Below are 14,105 nucleotides of genomic sequence, written 5' to 3'. Positions count from 1 at the left end.
GTCAGAAGTCCTGTTCCGGCTTTTTTCAACGTGTCTTATGTATATTATATGAAATAAACGTATTTCTCCATGAATTATGCAAGCAATTACATTTTTACAGTGTATGAAACTGTCCAGACTCTACGTTGTCAATTTATTATAGCAGGAGACCTGATCGATTCTTTAGAATATGAAAAGAGCCTAGTAACAAATTTTGAATTCTTTGGAAGCTGCAAAGAAAAACGTAAAGCATCGCAACGTCACATATGAATATAATATGGTTATTTACTAATATGTAAATTTATGTATTAATAGTAAGTGGTGATAAATATTATTGATAGCTGCGTTTTGACAGCATATTTTTTCATTGAATAATATAAAATGGTTATGAAATGGAAAAAGGCAGGATACCTGTTTATAGGTACATTGATAAAAAAAGGAGTCATAACGATGTTAAAAAGGTTTTTTCTGGTTTTACTTACACTGATGATGTCTATAGTTGTTATGCTAGTGGCTGCTAAAGATTCCCCTGGAGATAATGTCATTTCATTTGATGAGCCTATGATCTTAATGATATCAATTGGGATAGTCTTATTTTTATTCATCCCTCCATTAGCCATGTCCTTTTTTGGCAACATGGTTGTAAGAATAATATCTGGAGTATATCAATGTTTTATCGTTTTAACTTTTCTGGGGATGATTCCAATTGGATTTCTTATTCCCAATGGCTTTTTGACAATTCTTGTTTCTGTTTTAGGAACTTTAGTCAGCATAATTAGTGTTGTAGTAACCCTATTCATTGATAGGAATAAAGAGGTTAAATCTTAATATAATAGTTGCTTTTATTGAAAGGCTTTATCCCTAATGTCGAGGAAAGAGGCCTTCCATTGATCAGTGACACCAACATGATCGTAATAAAAAGCTTCTTTATTAAGCTTAATCTATGAATACATATAAAGCCGGAACCTATATAATTGCTGATAGGAGAATAAAACATATACCGTGATGTCAAAAATACCAATTAAGGGGATGAAGAAAAATCAAGAGCGTGATATCTAAATGGGTGAAGAGCCTAAAAAATTGTTAGAGGAAAGTACGATCAAACCGGTGAAGCTAACGTAATGAAAAAGCAAACGGTTTGGAAAAGAGGGGGTCCTGATGACAAATAGCAGAACGAATCCTAAGGTTGATGAATTTTTAAGTAAAGCTGAAAAGTGGAAGGAAGAATATGAGCGGTTGAGAAATATCGTTCTTGATTGTGAGCTGACTGAAGAATTTAAGTGGATGCATCCTTGTTATACGTTTCATAAAAAAAACGTCGTTTTAATACATGGATTTAAAGAATATTGTGCGCTTCTGTTTCACAAAGGCGCCTTGTTACAGGATCCTCATGGGATTCTCATCCAACAAACGGAGAATGTACAGGCGGCTCGCCAGATTCGGTTCACCAATGTTCAGGAAATAGCCGATTTGGAAACCATCTTGAAAGCCTATATTAATGAAGCCATTGAAGTTGAAAAAGCCGGTTTGGAAGTGAATGTTAAAAAGAATACGGAATACATCATTCCAGAAGAGCTTCAACATAAATTAGATGAAATCCCTGCCTTGAAAACGGCTTTTGAAGCATTGACCCCGGGACGGCAAAGAGCATACATTCTTTATTTTTCTCAAGCCAAACAATCCAAAACTCGAGAGTCAAGGGTTGAAAAATATATGAAGAAAATTCTCGATGGAAAGGGATTAAAGGATTAGTATATTCGTCAGGAAGGCAATTTGCTAAGTGAGATTTCTATGAAACTGTCATGAAAGAAGAATTGAAGGATGAAGGCAACCGTGATACCAAGAATTTTGAGTCCCTTGGTATTTCTAGTGTCAGAATAAAATGCAGAGGGGCGGTTCAATGTATAAAAGAACCGTCCCTTATTTTGTTTGGCATTTTCGTTAGAATAAAACGATTACTGATTAATGAATTAATGAATAGCCATTATGTCAATGAGGCGCTTGATTTTTTCACTGTCTCCTGTATCAACGTACACTGTTTTTGCATTTTTTATTATATCCTCAGTCACTTCCCGCATTACGCCTTTACTTAAATCATCTGAGGAATCCCAGCGTAAAGAAACGTTGTATACTTTAATCGTGCCATCGCCATTACCGCTATAAGTTACAGATCCATCCACTAATCGAGAACCTGCTAACTGGATAACATCTTCAGGATAGCCAGCACTGGTGTCATCATTCGGGTTAATTGGTTCGCCAGCCGAAATATGTCGAACATTCAATTCATCTATCTCTTGATTTGCTCCAAGCTGCAACCAAACTCGGGCATATTCGATTTTCTCAGAAGAATATTTTGCCAATGCATTGTCTTCTTGGTCTTTCTCCTTGTTCTTTCCTTCTTTGGAAGAGTTTTTATTTGATTCATCCGTTGAGGATTCTTTTGAAGAGTTTTCACTTGAATCCTTTGTTACAGATTCTTTTGAAGAGTTTTCATTTGAATCCTTTGTTGCAGATTCTTTTGAAGAATTTTCATTTGAATCTTTTGTTAGGGCTTCTTCTGATCCTGTTGACTCCGATTCATCCTTGCCTATTTGGTTGTTATCTTGAGTCTTATCATTATTTTCTTCAGATTGTATTGCAGAATCATTATTTGATTTTTCTTCTTTACCACCCATACATCCAACGAGCAATAAGACGAGCAGCATCAGGACAACATTACAATAAAAAATAGTTCTCAGTTTCTTCATTATTTCATTCCTCACCATCAACAGCCTTACATGCTTTTCTTAGCTTAATCAGTTGATTTTTCAGTTTTTTATCATCTTTTTTTCGTTTTTCAGCTTCAGTAAACAAAGTCTTAGCTTCAAATACCATCATTGTCCAATCCTTTCAGTTAGTTATATCTAAATATTACCATGGAATAGATATGAAAGTTCGAAAAAATTGTTTAAGGAGTGGTAACAAATCTAGACAGCTTTTTGAAATGATGGCCACACGATATACGAGTAGATTTTATGAGGAATCACCTATCATATTTGTGTCTTGAAACTGCGAAAATAAAAAACCACTTTCTCTTTACATGAAGCAGCCTATATTGAATGCTTTTTATCTTTGTCATCATGTGGTGATGTACTAGAGTGTGTGAATATGCGGTCTAATATTTGTTCAGTAAATGGCATAAAGGCATTTAGGATTATTCCCCCTAAACAAACGGTTAATAAAGTCCCGACGCCAATTGGTCCATTTAAAATGATTGCTACTATCAAGAATACGACATAAATGAACGTTCTCGGAAAAAAGATATTTGTTCTAGTTAAGTCTTTTATGATTAATGTTAATCGGTCAACTGGAATTGGTGCAAAATTTGTGTACAAATAGGTTGCAGTTCCTAATCCTATAACGACTAAGCCGATTCCAAAACAAATCACTTTGCTGAACCATAGGTCAGGTGTTAGCAAATTGTGCAATAAAAAAAGCCACATATCAATCCCAATCCCCATTATAAATGCTGTTAACATCCCCAAAACTTCCGGTCTTTGTCTATTTAAAATTGAATTACAGCATATCAATATGAACGCTATTATGATTTCCCAGCTTCCCACTGTAAGCCCCACATTTTTAGACAGTCCTACCACAACTGCATCAAAGGGTGAAGTTCCAAGGTCTGATTGGATAGTGAAGGAAATACCAAGGGTTAAAATGAAAATTCCTAATACATAAAAGGTATATTTCACTTTACTCGACCTCTTTTTCATTATTTTTATTGCAAATACAACAAAGTTAAGCTATATTCAATATAGGTCATTTTTGTTGTATTTGCAACAAAGATATGCACTAAGGAGGTCATGATGAAGGAAATTCTTCGCGAAATCGGAATGATTGCAAGGGCATTAGATTCGATAAGCAATATAGAATTTAAAGAATATAACCTCACAAAAGGGCAGTATTTGTACCTTGTCCGAATATGTGAAAACCCAGGAATCATTCAAGAAAAGTTAGCTGAAATGATTAAAGTAGACCGAACAACCGCAGCTCGTGCAATAAAAAAACTCGAAATAAACGGTTTTATTGAAAAGATGGATGATGAACATAACAAAAAGATAAAAAAACTCTTTCCAACAGAAAAAGGGAAAGATGTGTTTCCCGTTATAAAAAGAGAAAATGATCATTCGAATAGTGTCGCATTAGCAGGATTTTCTGAAAAAGAAGCAGAAACCATTTTTCACCTTCTTCAAAGAATGAGAAAAAATGTAGAAGTTGACTGGGAGTATGTAAAAAAAGGGAACAAGAGAGATTATTAATTTTAAAAGGAGCATATATGAGCATGAGTGTAAAACTAAAAAAGTGCAGCCATGAAGATTTAAAAATACTCCAAGAAATAAGTATTGAAACATTCAATGATACATTCAAAGACCAGAATTCACCTGAAAATATGAAAGCTTATTTGGAAAGTGCGTTTCATTCTAAACAGTTGGAAAAGGAATTATCTAATATCTCTTCACAATTCTTTTTTGTTTATTTTAATCATGAAGTCGCTGGATATTTAAAGGTCAATACCAATGAGGCTCAATCTGAAGAAATGGGTGATGAATCACTAGAAATCGAGAGGATTTATATCAAGAACAAATTTCAAAAACACGGCCTTGGTAAATATCTATTCAATAAAGCTGTGGAGATTGCGCTGGAATCTAATAAAAAGAAAATCTGGCTAGGTGTATGGGAAAAAAATGAAAATGCTATTGCTTTTTATGAAAAAATGGGGTTTGTTCAAACTGGAGCCCACTCTTTTTATATGGGTGATGAAGAACAAATAGACTTTATCATGATCAAAACACTCGTATAACTTTTTATGAAAGGCGGGTTTATATGTATATTCCAAAATACTATAAGGTTACAAATGCCGATGACATTTGGGACTTTGTTCAAAACAACTCATTTGGCACAATTGTCACAACAGCACAAGGGAAGCCAATTGCAACTCATTTGCCATTGCAGTTAATGAAAGAGGGAGATACTTACTATATAACGGGGCATATTGCTTATAGGAATCCTCAATGGAGAACATTTGAAACCTGTGAAGATGTGCTTGTTATGTTTCAGGGACCGCACGCTTATATCTCTTCCTCTTGGTATGAAAAGGAAAACGTCCCAACATGGAACTATCAAGCCGTACATGTATACGGTACAGCCAGCATTTTGAACGAAGAAGAATTAAAACATGACCTGACAATGTTACTGCAAAAATACGAAAAACACCGCAAGAATCCAGTTTTATGGGATAAGCTTTCTCCTCAGCTCTTAGAAAGTCAGCTGAAAGGTATTGTCGGATTTAAGATGAAGGTGGGAGAAATTCAGGCTTCATATAAATTAAGTCAGAACCGAAATGAAAAGGATTACATGAATATCATTGATCAATTACGACATGAAGGAAATCCAAATTCGAAACAAATGGCAGAACTGATGGAAAAGAGATTAAAAGATTAAATATCAGTCCCCTTTTATTAGTGAACTTTGGATGAATGCGTGGTACTGCTCAAATTTTTGATTCTGCAGAGCCTTCAACTCGTGTGAAAGTTCAAGGAACACTTGCTGTTTTTAGCAGAGGCTTCTGGCTCTTTCGGTTTTCTAATCACAATTCATAAAAACTTATAGAAACGACGGAAAATGAATATACGGAGTGTAATGAAAATAAGCTTTCAGAATGAGGGATTGTTAGTGAATAACCCGTGAAGGTTCAAGTCATCTCGGCTGCATCCCAATGATACCAAGGGTTTAACTGCCTTTGGTATTATTTTTTTATGCAGAAAATACAGCTATGAGAGACTTCTTACCAAAAATAACCAGTTATCATTTATAGTAATATATAGAAAATCAACAAATCAACCGAGGATGAATTTTGTTCTATAAAGGAGATTCCCATGGAAGAAGTAAAAGTTGTGTATGCGTTGATTAAAAGTAAATGTAATCAGATATTAATGGTGGATAATCATGAAGGACACTGGTCACTTCCAGGTGGAAGAGTTGAACCTGATGAGACGTTAATAGAAGCTGCTATACGTGAAGTGCATGAAGAAACAGGTTTTGAAGTAGAAATAGGGAATTTAATTGCTGTTAACGAAGCGAAATATGTAAAGAGGAATCATCACGCTATCCTTTTTACATTTGAAGCGCGAATTGTTGGAGGAACCGAAGCGATTAAAAAGCCAAACGAGATATTGCAAATTGAATGGGTTGACATTGAACAGGCAAATGAACGAATGCCGTATTACTCAGAAGGACATAATAAAATGCTGACAGGATACGCCCTATATAATAATCAAGGAACAATAGGGTAATGGCAGTAATCGTCAGGCTAGTTTGGGTCAAGTTGCAAACAAAAGAAACAAAACAGTGGGGAACAAAGCTCCCCGCTGTTTTGTACGTTACTTAGCTGATATTTTCTTTAATCGTTTTGGAAAATGTGATTGATTTATTCTCGCTAACAAATGTTGAGCCTAAAAGGAGTGCGCCACCTAGCATTTGAACAATGGTCATTTGTTCTTGCAGGATAATGGCAGAAATTAATATAGCTACAAATGGATCGACATAGCTTAGCATAGCAATACTCTGTCCTTTTAATTTTTGCATACCCGAGAAAAATAACCAAAATCCAATCCCAGTGTTTACAATCCCTAAAATGATGATAAAAGGAACGGATGATCCAGATACTCCAAAGATACCGAATCCTTCTGTGAAAAACACATATGGCAAGAGCAGCAATGCTGTTAATCCAAGTTGGATGATTGTAATCTCTAACCTGCCCATGCGGTGTATAAATTTATTTAGTAACATCAATGCAGCGTAAAATGCAGCCGCAACTAATCCAAAAAAGATCCCAAGCAGATCGTCTGTTCCAGATGCACTTATGCCATTTCCAACAATCAATAACATGCCTATGATCGCTACACCAATACAAACCATTTTTTTGACAGATAATTGTTCCTTAAGGACAAATGGTGAGAGAATCATGACAAACACAGGTGCAAAGTAATACCCTAGTGTTGCATTAGTAAGTGTTGTATGATCGTACGATTGATAAAGAAAGATCCAATTCCCTCCTAATGCAATACCAGAAAGAAATAAGATGTAAGCATTTGCTTTGACTAATTTCCATGGAATGGTTTTCTTCATCATCATAAACACGACTATTAAAAATAGACATCCAACTGAACTGCTTAGTAAAGCTGTTTCACTCGAAGATAAATCAATGTATCTTACAACTAAACCCATTGTGCCGAAAATGATCATTGATAATATAAACTGAATCTTAGATTTCATTGTCTACTCCTTCGAATCTGCGAAACAGCTTATATTATATTTCGCAGATTCTTAATCTGTTTTAAATATAAGCTTATTCACTGCTGATTCAACAGCTGGAGTAAACGGCGGTGGCGGTGAAGTAGAAAATGGCTTCCAAGTGTATAGATTTGTATTTGAGAGTAGCATGTTAATCCCCCTATTTATATTAAATTTTTTAAAAGTTTTGATATTGCGAAAAAGTTGGTTCTAGATAGATTATACATGAAACCTTATGGGTTTTGTAATTAATTGTGACTTCCTGGTAATTCATAAAATAACAGATTTAGAGGTAATATCTCTACTCGGAACACCACACCAAAGGAACTCTCATCGCAGAATGATTCTGCTAAGACCTTTTACCTTATTTACTTTTACTTATACGGTAAATCTATTTTTAGCGAATAAGCCTTAAAGAAAAGCCTTATTGATGTTCTGTCGGAATTAATGTCATCAAATACGATAACTTCTGTCAGGGAAGTAATATATAATAGGTTATATCAATTGTGATCGGAGTGTGATGGGATGCAAACGAAAAAAGTTTATCTTTATGTATGTAATACAATGTCAGATTGGGAATATGGATATTTAATCGCCGAACTAAACTCAGGAAGATATTTCAAAAAAGATGCAGCACCTTTAAAAGTAGTTACAGTAGGAGTTAATCAAGAAATGATTACTACAATGGGAGGTTTAAGCGTAAAACCAGATATTTCCGTTGGTGAGTGTACTCTTGAGAGTAAAGATCTTCTCATTTTACCTGGAGGGAATACTTGGGGAGAAGATATTCATCAGCCTATCTTGAAAAAAGTTGGCGAAGCTTTAGAGCTGGGCACTATTGTTGCTGCAATTTGCGGTGCAACGGAGGGCCTCGCCAATATGGGATACCTAGATTCCAGAAAGCATACAAGCAATGACTTAGAGTATCTTAAAATGGTCTGTCCTCATTATAAAGGAGAGACATTTTATGAGGTGGGGCCTGCGGTATCTGGTGAGAATTTGATTACTGCGTCAGGAGTAGCTCCTCTGGAATTTGCGATGGAAGTATTGAAAACATTAGATGTATTTGCGTCAGATACATTACATTCATGGTATAACCTCAATAAGACTCATCGGCCTGAATACTTCTACGAATTAATGAATTCAATAGAGAGATGAGCGAAATCATTCAACTGAGCTTTATATACTTTCGACGATGACAAACATTTTAACAATGCTCAGAAGTGATGTTGTAATGACAACAAGCTTTCATAAAACAAAGCAGTGTTGAGGGCTGAGTATAAGCGAAAAAGCTTAATCTTTTTGGGAGATTAGGCTTTTTTTCTAAAGTCTAATATTGGCTTTCGGATATACGTGTATTCATTCATGACAGTTTGGTATAAAACTTGTTTTCAGCAGATTTTAGGGATTTCTATTTTCTCGAGTTAGTTCGTTTAGGGTTTAGTCCGTATTTGTGAATAGGTAGATGAAAGATTTTCTGAAGAGCTGACAGTTAGAAAGGAGACGAAGGATTATTTTACAATTGGAGAAACAGCCCGTCTCAATAACATCTCAATTCAAACATTGCGCTATTATGATAGGAGCGGTGTTTTCAAGCCTTCCTTTTCGGCTTATACTTTTCACACCAAGGGAAGAAATCCGCGGGTTATGAACATGGAGAAGCAAGTTCTGGAACTTATCAGAGGAATTCATTTATTGGTTACTGTTGGGGAACATATTGATACCTTCTGTATATGGTCTTTAGTATAAATAAACCTATTATGGTATATTTAAATTAAGACTAAATATTCGAAATGAGGAATGAGATGAATACAAACAAAAAACATAAGCATTTTAAAATAAAAAGGGTACTGCAAGTTATAATGGTTATTATCGGAGGAATTATAGCGGCATATGGACTGGAAACAGTGCTCATTCCAAACAGTGTATCTGATGGAGGGGTGACAGGCCTTAGTATCGTTGGTTCACAGCTATTTGATTTGCCGCTAGGGGTCCTTATTGCAGCATTAAACATCCCATTTGTCTGGTTAGGATATAAGCAAATCGGGAAAGACTTTGCATTATTATCCATTATCGGAATCGTAACACTTGCCGCTGGCACAATGTTTTTCCACCACACTCCAGCCATTATAGAGGGGGATACCCTGTTAATAACCGTTGTTGGCGGGATTATCCTTGGATTGGGAATGGGGTTAGCGTTACGTAACGGCGGCGCATTGGATGGAATTGATATGCTCGCTGTGCTGCTGTCTCGAAAGTTGCCATTTGGAACGAGCGATCTCATTTTATTCTTAAACCTTTTTGTGTTTATTTTTGTATCCATTGTATTTGGCTTACAAGGGGCATTACTGTCAGTCATTGCTTACTACATTGCGTCCAAAGTCATACATATCGTTGAGGAAGGCTTAAGTGGTTCTAAAACCTTTCAAATTATTTCAACCCAGCCTGAATTAATGGTAGAGACAATACGTGATCAGTTAGGACGAAGTGCTACCTATAAAGAAGCTTATGGCGGTTTTTCCCACGAGAAATTTAAAGAAATCACATGTGTCATCAACCGCCTTGAAGAAACAAAACTAAAGGAAATTATTAATGAAATTGATAAAAATGCCTTTGTTACCGTATATGATGTAGCTGAAGTGAAGGGCAGTAATTTTAGAAGACATACGAGTCATTAGAGAAAAACAGAACTTCAAACCCAAAAGTGAGATATTTCAGAAATTTTATATTAAATTGTTTTGTCTACACGCCCAGAAAATAAGGTAACCAGCAGTCTGTACTGGAATTCCATTGCCTCCTGTCTCGTATAATGAGAATAGGAGGCTTTTTTGTATAAGGGTACTTAAATGGAGGGATTTATTTGAATATTGAGCTGAAAGAAATAGATATGTTACAAGCGGATTCTGGTCCTTATGGGATAGCGGTCTCTCGTGAAGGCAATGTATGGTTTACTCAACATAAAGCAAATAAAATCAGTTGTCTTCATCAAAATGGAACAATCAAAGAATTTATTGTTCCAACTCCTGATGCACGAGTGCTGTGTTTGACCATATCTTCAATAGGTGATATTTGGTTTACTGAAAATGGGACTGATAAAATTGGAAGGCTTTCAGAAATGGGCGTATTTACAGAGTACACATTACCTCATCCAAATTCAGCGCCATATGGAATTGCTGAAGGTCTTAACGGTGATATTTGGTTTACTGAAATGAATGGAAATCGCATAGGGAGATTGACAGCAGAAGGGGTGATTCATGAATACGAACTGCCGAATAAAGAATCATATCCTTCTTTTATTACGTTGGGGCCCGATGACTCACTTTGGTTCACTGAAAACCAAAACAATGCGATCGGCAAGATAACCCGGTCAGAAGAAATAACGGAATACCCAATCCCAACACCGGGAGCAGGGCCAGTAGGTCTTGCAAACGGAAATGACGGTGCCCTTTGGTTTACAGAAATAATGGGAAATAAAATAGGAAGGATCACGATGTCCGGCGAAATAACGGAATATGATATTCCTACACCAAATGCCCGGCCTCATGCTATTGCGGCGGGAGTCGAATCGGATTTATGGTTCACTGAATGGGGAGCAAATAAAATAGGAAGATTGACAAAAGAGAGAACCTTTGAAGAATATACAATCAAAACCTCTAATGGCGAACCTCACGGAATTGGCTGTGACAAAGAAGGCAGTGTATGGTTCGCATTAGAATGCAATAAAATCGGAAAGCTGCGTTTACTGAAATGAAGAGAAAGTGCTGAAAGAATATAAAAAGCATACCAAGAACATAGTATGCTTTTTCATTTGCGTGAAACGTCATCATGTTACATGAACTGAAGTCTCGTCAATGTAGCCTTTCAACAGCTTAAGTACTTATAGCTCTTTTACCATGACCTTCTCGCCGTTAAAATCGAGCTCACCATTAAATGTAAAGCCGAATTTTTGATACAGGCGCAAAGCATGAATGTTGTTCTCAAAAATGCTTAAATAAATTCTGTTACATGTATATAGCTCAGCAAGGTGATGAATAAGAGCTTCAAGTATCTTGCTGCCTAATCCTTGGCCTTGAAAACGCTCGTCAATGAAAAATCGGTCAAGCCACACTCTGCCATTTTTATTTTCTTCATCAATCTCGGGAAACCATCCATACATAGCAAAACCGACTAACTTCCCTTCGTAATAAAGTCCAGCAGGTTTATAATACTGACATTCTGTTGCATCCTCTAGACATTGCTTGGTTGATTCTATATATGATATTTGGCTCTTGTGAACATGAAGAGACAGAATAGATTCACGATTCTCTTCAGTTACCGCCTTTATCTCAATACTCATAGTCATTCTCCTTTTTTCTCCGCGCCAGAGCAGCAAACGGTTCAATATAAACAAACAGATGATTTGCACATAGCCGTATTGATGGAGTGCCCTTATATTTTCAGTGGAAAAGTGGGAGTTAACAGGATCAGCAAGGTTAAAACAGCAAAAATCATTCCTTCTTGTCAGCGTCATCGAAGGAGAAGGCCGGATAATCTCCGGCGAGCGTACATATGACCTTAAAAAAGGAGATCATATGTTGCTGCCTTACGGGTTTGGGGAATTCAAACTCGCGGGGGATGCGGAGTGTATCGTATCTAATCTATAAAATAACATTATGACCAGTTTCAGAAACCAAGGTGATCTCATTTTGATCTAAATGAATGTTTCAATATAAAAAGATACCAGCTGGTATCTTTTTTCATATTCGCTCACTATGACACCCCTTCGATGGTTTCTTTTATCTTATCTGCAATTGGGAGTATGATGTCCAGCAGATTAACTGCAGACAACAATCACGTTGCTTAAGACAACCTATAAAAGCTGCTTTATGGACCAAAAGAGAAGAAAACGAAATGTGTTTCTGAATGATTTGTTTGTAAAAAAACAAGCTATCCTATTATAAACGCAGTTTTTTTATTTCAAATGCAAAATCTTTGAGCTGTCACGTTGGCTATTGCAAAAGTTTCTTTTCTCAAAATGAACATTTGATCTGACAAGTTTTATAGGTAAGAATGTAAAGGATGATCTACATGAAATATGATACAGTATTTTTTATGTGATAGTTGATGAAAGAATATTTTGATAAGAGGTGTATTTATGAAATTGGATGAATTTGCGATTGGACAAGTATTTCATACAAAGTCTTTTAGGGTAACAAAAGAAAATGTAATGAGGTTTGCGGAAGAATTTGACCCTCAATATATGCATGTAGATGAGGAAAAAGCGAATAAAGGCAGATTTAATGGAATCATCGCTTCTGGCATACAAACGTTAGCTATTTCTTTTAAGCTTTGGATTGAAGAGGGCTTCTATGGCGACGATATTATTGCTGGAACAGAGATGAATCATATTAAATTCATAAAACCCGTGTATCCAGATGATGAATTGCATACAGTCGTTGAGGTACTGGATAAAAAACCAAAGAAAAGTGGAACGGGAATACTTACTGTATTGTTATTTACTTATAATCATAAAGAAGAAAAAGTATTCGAAGGTGAGTTATCGGTATTGATTAAGCAATAAATAATGTAATAGTAAAGGTTTTTGATCACCAATTGATCAAACGATGCGAGTATAATGAAGATATGCTTTCTTTTAAATTTACAATGTTAAGGGCTCATCTTAGAAAAAACATACCAAATACGATTGGTATGTTTTTTTATTCATTCATGTCATGATATGAAGCAGGGTACCGACCGATACCGTGCATCAAGACAGAAAGGAAATTAGAACTTTTTCATCTCGTTTAACATCTTTATTTTGCTTCCTTTCATGTAGGTGAAACAGACCCCGCTGACAGTAACCATTCCGCCTAGCAGTGAAATAAGTGAAGGCATTTCCCCTATCCACATCCAGGAAATCACCAACGTCAAAGCCGGTGTTACATAAAGTGAAATCGTTGCTTCAGAAGCACCGACGATTGAAGTTACATATGCAAGCGCAAAGTATGGGATGACCGTCGGGAATAAACCTAAGTAAACGATAGACAATGTGGAGTTCATTGAGGCGTTTACAAACTCCCCCCATAAGCCTGGAAGAAAAACAAGCATTGGTAAGGATGCACCCCAAATCGTGAACGTTACAAATGGAATAAAACCATACTTTTTTATATAACGGGCTTGAAAAACAAAATAAATACTCTCTGCAAAAGCTGCCAGCAGAATGAACATAATTCCTTTCATTGAAAGCGCATGGTCTCCTGTCCCTAATGAAATAAATGACACACCCAATAAACTAATGATAGAGCCAATCCATTTAGAAAAACCAAAATGTTCACCAAAAAACAGACGAGACAACACCGCAGAAAAGATTGGTGCTGTGGTTACGAGTAAGCTTGCAATCCCGGCACTAACTGTTTTTTCACCGATATTAAGCAAAATGTGATAGAGTGCAAAACCTAAAAACCCTAATAATAAGATGACAGGGAAATCTTTCATGTCAGGTAAGCGCATTTTAGTCAGCACAGCAAAAAGCAACAATGCCATAGATCCGATTAACAAACGAAATAAAGCAAGGTGTTCGGGTGTGTAATATTCCAGACCTACACGAATTCCCGGAAAAGCTGATGCCCACAAACCGATCATAAGACTGTAAGATATGATGAGTTGAACAGTTTTCTTTTTCATGATTTTCACTCCTTCTTTACAAAAACCAACCAGTTATTTAGTGTGTTTTATACTAATAGAGATTTGATAAAATGGCTTCAACCAGTTACATAATTTTTGACCCAACCACTTTAGTTGAAGGAGACTGC

The 14,105-nt window shown here is 36.1% G+C and carries 15 protein-coding genes and 4 pseudogenes; 13 read left to right on the top strand and 6 right to left on the bottom strand.

Annotated features, from left to right (window positions below; all coding sequences use genetic code 11):
- Positions 1-21 precede the first annotated feature (21 nt).
- The 3 genes and pseudogenes from M1D69_RS18315 to M1D69_RS18305 all read left to right on the top strand — a co-directional run.
- A pseudogene (locus tag M1D69_RS18315) lies at positions 22-232 on the top strand (tetratricopeptide repeat protein); the annotation flags it as partial.
- A gap of 197 nt (positions 233-429) precedes the next feature.
- Entirely contained in the window at positions 430-807 is a 378-nt protein-coding gene (locus M1D69_RS18310) for a hypothetical protein (protein WP_458105260.1), read from the top strand.
- Positions 808-1,137: 330 nt separating this feature from the next.
- Positions 1,138-1,731 carry a YdeI/OmpD-associated family protein gene (locus tag M1D69_RS18305; RefSeq protein ID WP_458105261.1) on the top strand — a complete coding sequence of 198 codons (594 nt, stop codon included), beginning with the start codon at positions 1,138-1,140 and terminating at the stop codon, positions 1,729-1,731.
- Between the two features lie 218 nt (positions 1,732-1,949).
- Here the strand turns inward: M1D69_RS18305 and M1D69_RS18300 are convergent, their stop codons facing one another.
- The 3 genes and pseudogenes from M1D69_RS18300 to M1D69_RS18290 form a co-directional block, all read right to left on the bottom strand.
- On the bottom strand, positions 1,950-2,726 hold the full coding sequence (locus M1D69_RS18300; protein WP_458105262.1) for a hypothetical protein: 777 nt from the start codon (positions 2,724-2,726) through the stop codon (positions 1,950-1,952).
- Between the two features lie 19 nt (positions 2,727-2,745).
- Positions 2,746-2,856: pseudogene (locus tag M1D69_RS18295) on the bottom strand (hypothetical protein); the annotation flags it as partial.
- Positions 2,857-3,068: 212 nt separating this feature from the next.
- A complete protein-coding gene (locus M1D69_RS18290; protein WP_458105263.1) occupies positions 3,069-3,713 on the bottom strand; it encodes a YczE/YyaS/YitT family protein in 645 nt (214 codons plus the stop codon).
- A gap of 114 nt (positions 3,714-3,827) precedes the next feature.
- Here M1D69_RS18290 and M1D69_RS18285 point away from each other — a divergent pair, with 114 nt between their 5' ends.
- From M1D69_RS18285 to M1D69_RS18270, 4 genes are all read left to right on the top strand, one after another.
- Positions 3,828-4,280, top strand: coding sequence for a MarR family winged helix-turn-helix transcriptional regulator (locus tag M1D69_RS18285; RefSeq protein WP_044161669.1), 453 nt, complete (start codon positions 3,828-3,830; stop codon positions 4,278-4,280).
- Positions 4,281-4,303: 23 nt separating this feature from the next.
- The gene (locus tag M1D69_RS18280; protein ID WP_105955134.1) at positions 4,304-4,822 is read left to right on the top strand and encodes a GNAT family N-acetyltransferase; all 519 of its coding nucleotides are present in this window, start codon (positions 4,304-4,306) and stop codon (positions 4,820-4,822) included.
- A 23-nt stretch (positions 4,823-4,845) separates the two neighbouring features.
- A complete protein-coding gene (locus M1D69_RS18275; RefSeq protein ID WP_458105264.1) occupies positions 4,846-5,463 on the top strand; it encodes an FMN-binding negative transcriptional regulator in 618 nt (205 codons plus the stop codon).
- Between the two features lie 434 nt (positions 5,464-5,897).
- Positions 5,898-6,314 (top strand): NUDIX hydrolase, encoded by a 417-nt coding sequence (locus tag M1D69_RS18270; RefSeq protein WP_458105265.1) that lies wholly within the window; start codon positions 5,898-5,900, stop codon positions 6,312-6,314.
- A 91-nt stretch (positions 6,315-6,405) separates the two neighbouring features.
- On the opposite strand, the gene M1D69_RS18265 is transcribed toward M1D69_RS18270, so the two are convergent.
- Positions 6,406-7,296, bottom strand: a complete 891-nt coding sequence (locus M1D69_RS18265) for a DMT family transporter (protein ID WP_458105266.1) — start codon at positions 7,294-7,296, stop codon at positions 6,406-6,408.
- A gap of 543 nt (positions 7,297-7,839) precedes the next feature.
- Here M1D69_RS18265 and M1D69_RS18260 point away from each other — a divergent pair.
- The 4 genes and pseudogenes from M1D69_RS18260 (at position 7,840) to M1D69_RS18245 (ending at position 11,065) form a co-directional block, all read left to right on the top strand.
- Entirely contained in the window at positions 7,840-8,472 is a 633-nt protein-coding gene (locus M1D69_RS18260) for a type 1 glutamine amidotransferase family protein (RefSeq protein ID WP_458105267.1), read from the top strand.
- Between the two features lie 327 nt (positions 8,473-8,799).
- Positions 8,800-8,919, top strand: a pseudogene (locus tag M1D69_RS18255) (MerR family DNA-binding transcriptional regulator); the annotation flags it as partial.
- Positions 8,920-9,119: 200 nt separating this feature from the next.
- A complete protein-coding gene (locus M1D69_RS18250) occupies positions 9,120-9,992 on the top strand; it encodes a YitT family protein (protein WP_458105268.1) in 873 nt (290 codons plus the stop codon).
- A gap of 182 nt (positions 9,993-10,174) precedes the next feature.
- The gene (locus tag M1D69_RS18245; protein WP_458105269.1) at positions 10,175-11,065 is read left to right on the top strand and encodes a Vgb family protein; all 891 of its coding nucleotides are present in this window, start codon (positions 10,175-10,177) and stop codon (positions 11,063-11,065) included.
- Positions 11,066-11,191: 126 nt separating this feature from the next.
- On the opposite strand, the gene M1D69_RS18240 is transcribed toward M1D69_RS18245, so the two are convergent.
- Complete coding sequence (locus tag M1D69_RS18240) at positions 11,192-11,650, bottom strand: N-acetyltransferase family protein (RefSeq protein ID WP_458105270.1); 459 nt, start codon at positions 11,648-11,650, stop codon at positions 11,192-11,194.
- 21 nt (positions 11,651-11,671) lie between these two features.
- Between M1D69_RS18240 and M1D69_RS18235 the strand changes: the two are divergent.
- Positions 11,672-11,957, top strand: a pseudogene (locus M1D69_RS18235) (mannose-6-phosphate isomerase); the annotation flags it as partial.
- 491 nt (positions 11,958-12,448) lie between these two features.
- Positions 12,449-12,874 carry a MaoC family dehydratase gene (locus M1D69_RS18230; protein ID WP_458105271.1) on the top strand — a complete coding sequence of 142 codons (426 nt, stop codon included), beginning with the start codon at positions 12,449-12,451 and terminating at the stop codon, positions 12,872-12,874.
- A gap of 203 nt (positions 12,875-13,077) precedes the next feature.
- Here the strand turns inward: M1D69_RS18230 and M1D69_RS18225 are convergent, their stop codons facing one another.
- Complete coding sequence (locus M1D69_RS18225) at positions 13,078-13,977, bottom strand: DMT family transporter (RefSeq protein WP_458105272.1); 900 nt, start codon at positions 13,975-13,977, stop codon at positions 13,078-13,080.
- Positions 13,978-14,105: the final 128 nt, after the last annotated feature.

Source organism: Bacillus sp. PK3-037 (genome assembly GCF_054161355.1).
Note: the sequence above shows the minus strand (reverse complement) of the source record. Positions and strands in the feature narration are given on the sequence as shown.

Excerpts from the sequence above, each read along its gene's own strand:
- M1D69_RS18285 (WP_044161669.1), top strand. The coding sequence starts at position 3,828 with ATGAAGGAAATTCTTCGCGAAATCGGAATGATTGCAAGGGCATTAGAT.
- M1D69_RS18270 (WP_458105265.1), top strand. The coding sequence starts at position 5,898 with ATGGAAGAAGTAAAAGTTGTGTATGCGTTGATTAAAAGTAAATGTAAT.
- M1D69_RS18300 (WP_458105262.1), bottom strand. The coding sequence starts at position 2,726 with ATGAAGAAACTGAGAACTATTTTTTATTGTAATGTTGTCCTGATGCTG.
- M1D69_RS18225 (WP_458105272.1), bottom strand. The coding sequence starts at position 13,977 with ATGAAAAAGAAAACTGTTCAACTCATCATATCTTACAGTCTTATGATC.
- M1D69_RS18265 (WP_458105266.1), bottom strand. The coding sequence starts at position 7,296 with ATGAAATCTAAGATTCAGTTTATATTATCAATGATCATTTTCGGCACA.
- M1D69_RS18230 (WP_458105271.1), top strand. The coding sequence starts at position 12,449 with ATGAAATTGGATGAATTTGCGATTGGACAAGTATTTCATACAAAGTCT.
- M1D69_RS18260 (WP_458105267.1), top strand. The coding sequence starts at position 7,840 with ATGCAAACGAAAAAAGTTTATCTTTATGTATGTAATACAATGTCAGAT.
- M1D69_RS18310 (WP_458105260.1), top strand. The coding sequence starts at position 430 with ATGTTAAAAAGGTTTTTTCTGGTTTTACTTACACTGATGATGTCTATA.
- M1D69_RS18250 (WP_458105268.1), top strand. The coding sequence starts at position 9,120 with ATGAATACAAACAAAAAACATAAGCATTTTAAAATAAAAAGGGTACTG.
- M1D69_RS18240 (WP_458105270.1), bottom strand. The coding sequence starts at position 11,650 with ATGAGTATTGAGATAAAGGCGGTAACTGAAGAGAATCGTGAATCTATT.
- M1D69_RS18305 (WP_458105261.1), top strand. The coding sequence starts at position 1,138 with ATGACAAATAGCAGAACGAATCCTAAGGTTGATGAATTTTTAAGTAAA.
- M1D69_RS18280 (WP_105955134.1), top strand. The coding sequence starts at position 4,304 with ATGAGTGTAAAACTAAAAAAGTGCAGCCATGAAGATTTAAAAATACTC.
- M1D69_RS18275 (WP_458105264.1), top strand. The coding sequence starts at position 4,846 with ATGTATATTCCAAAATACTATAAGGTTACAAATGCCGATGACATTTGG.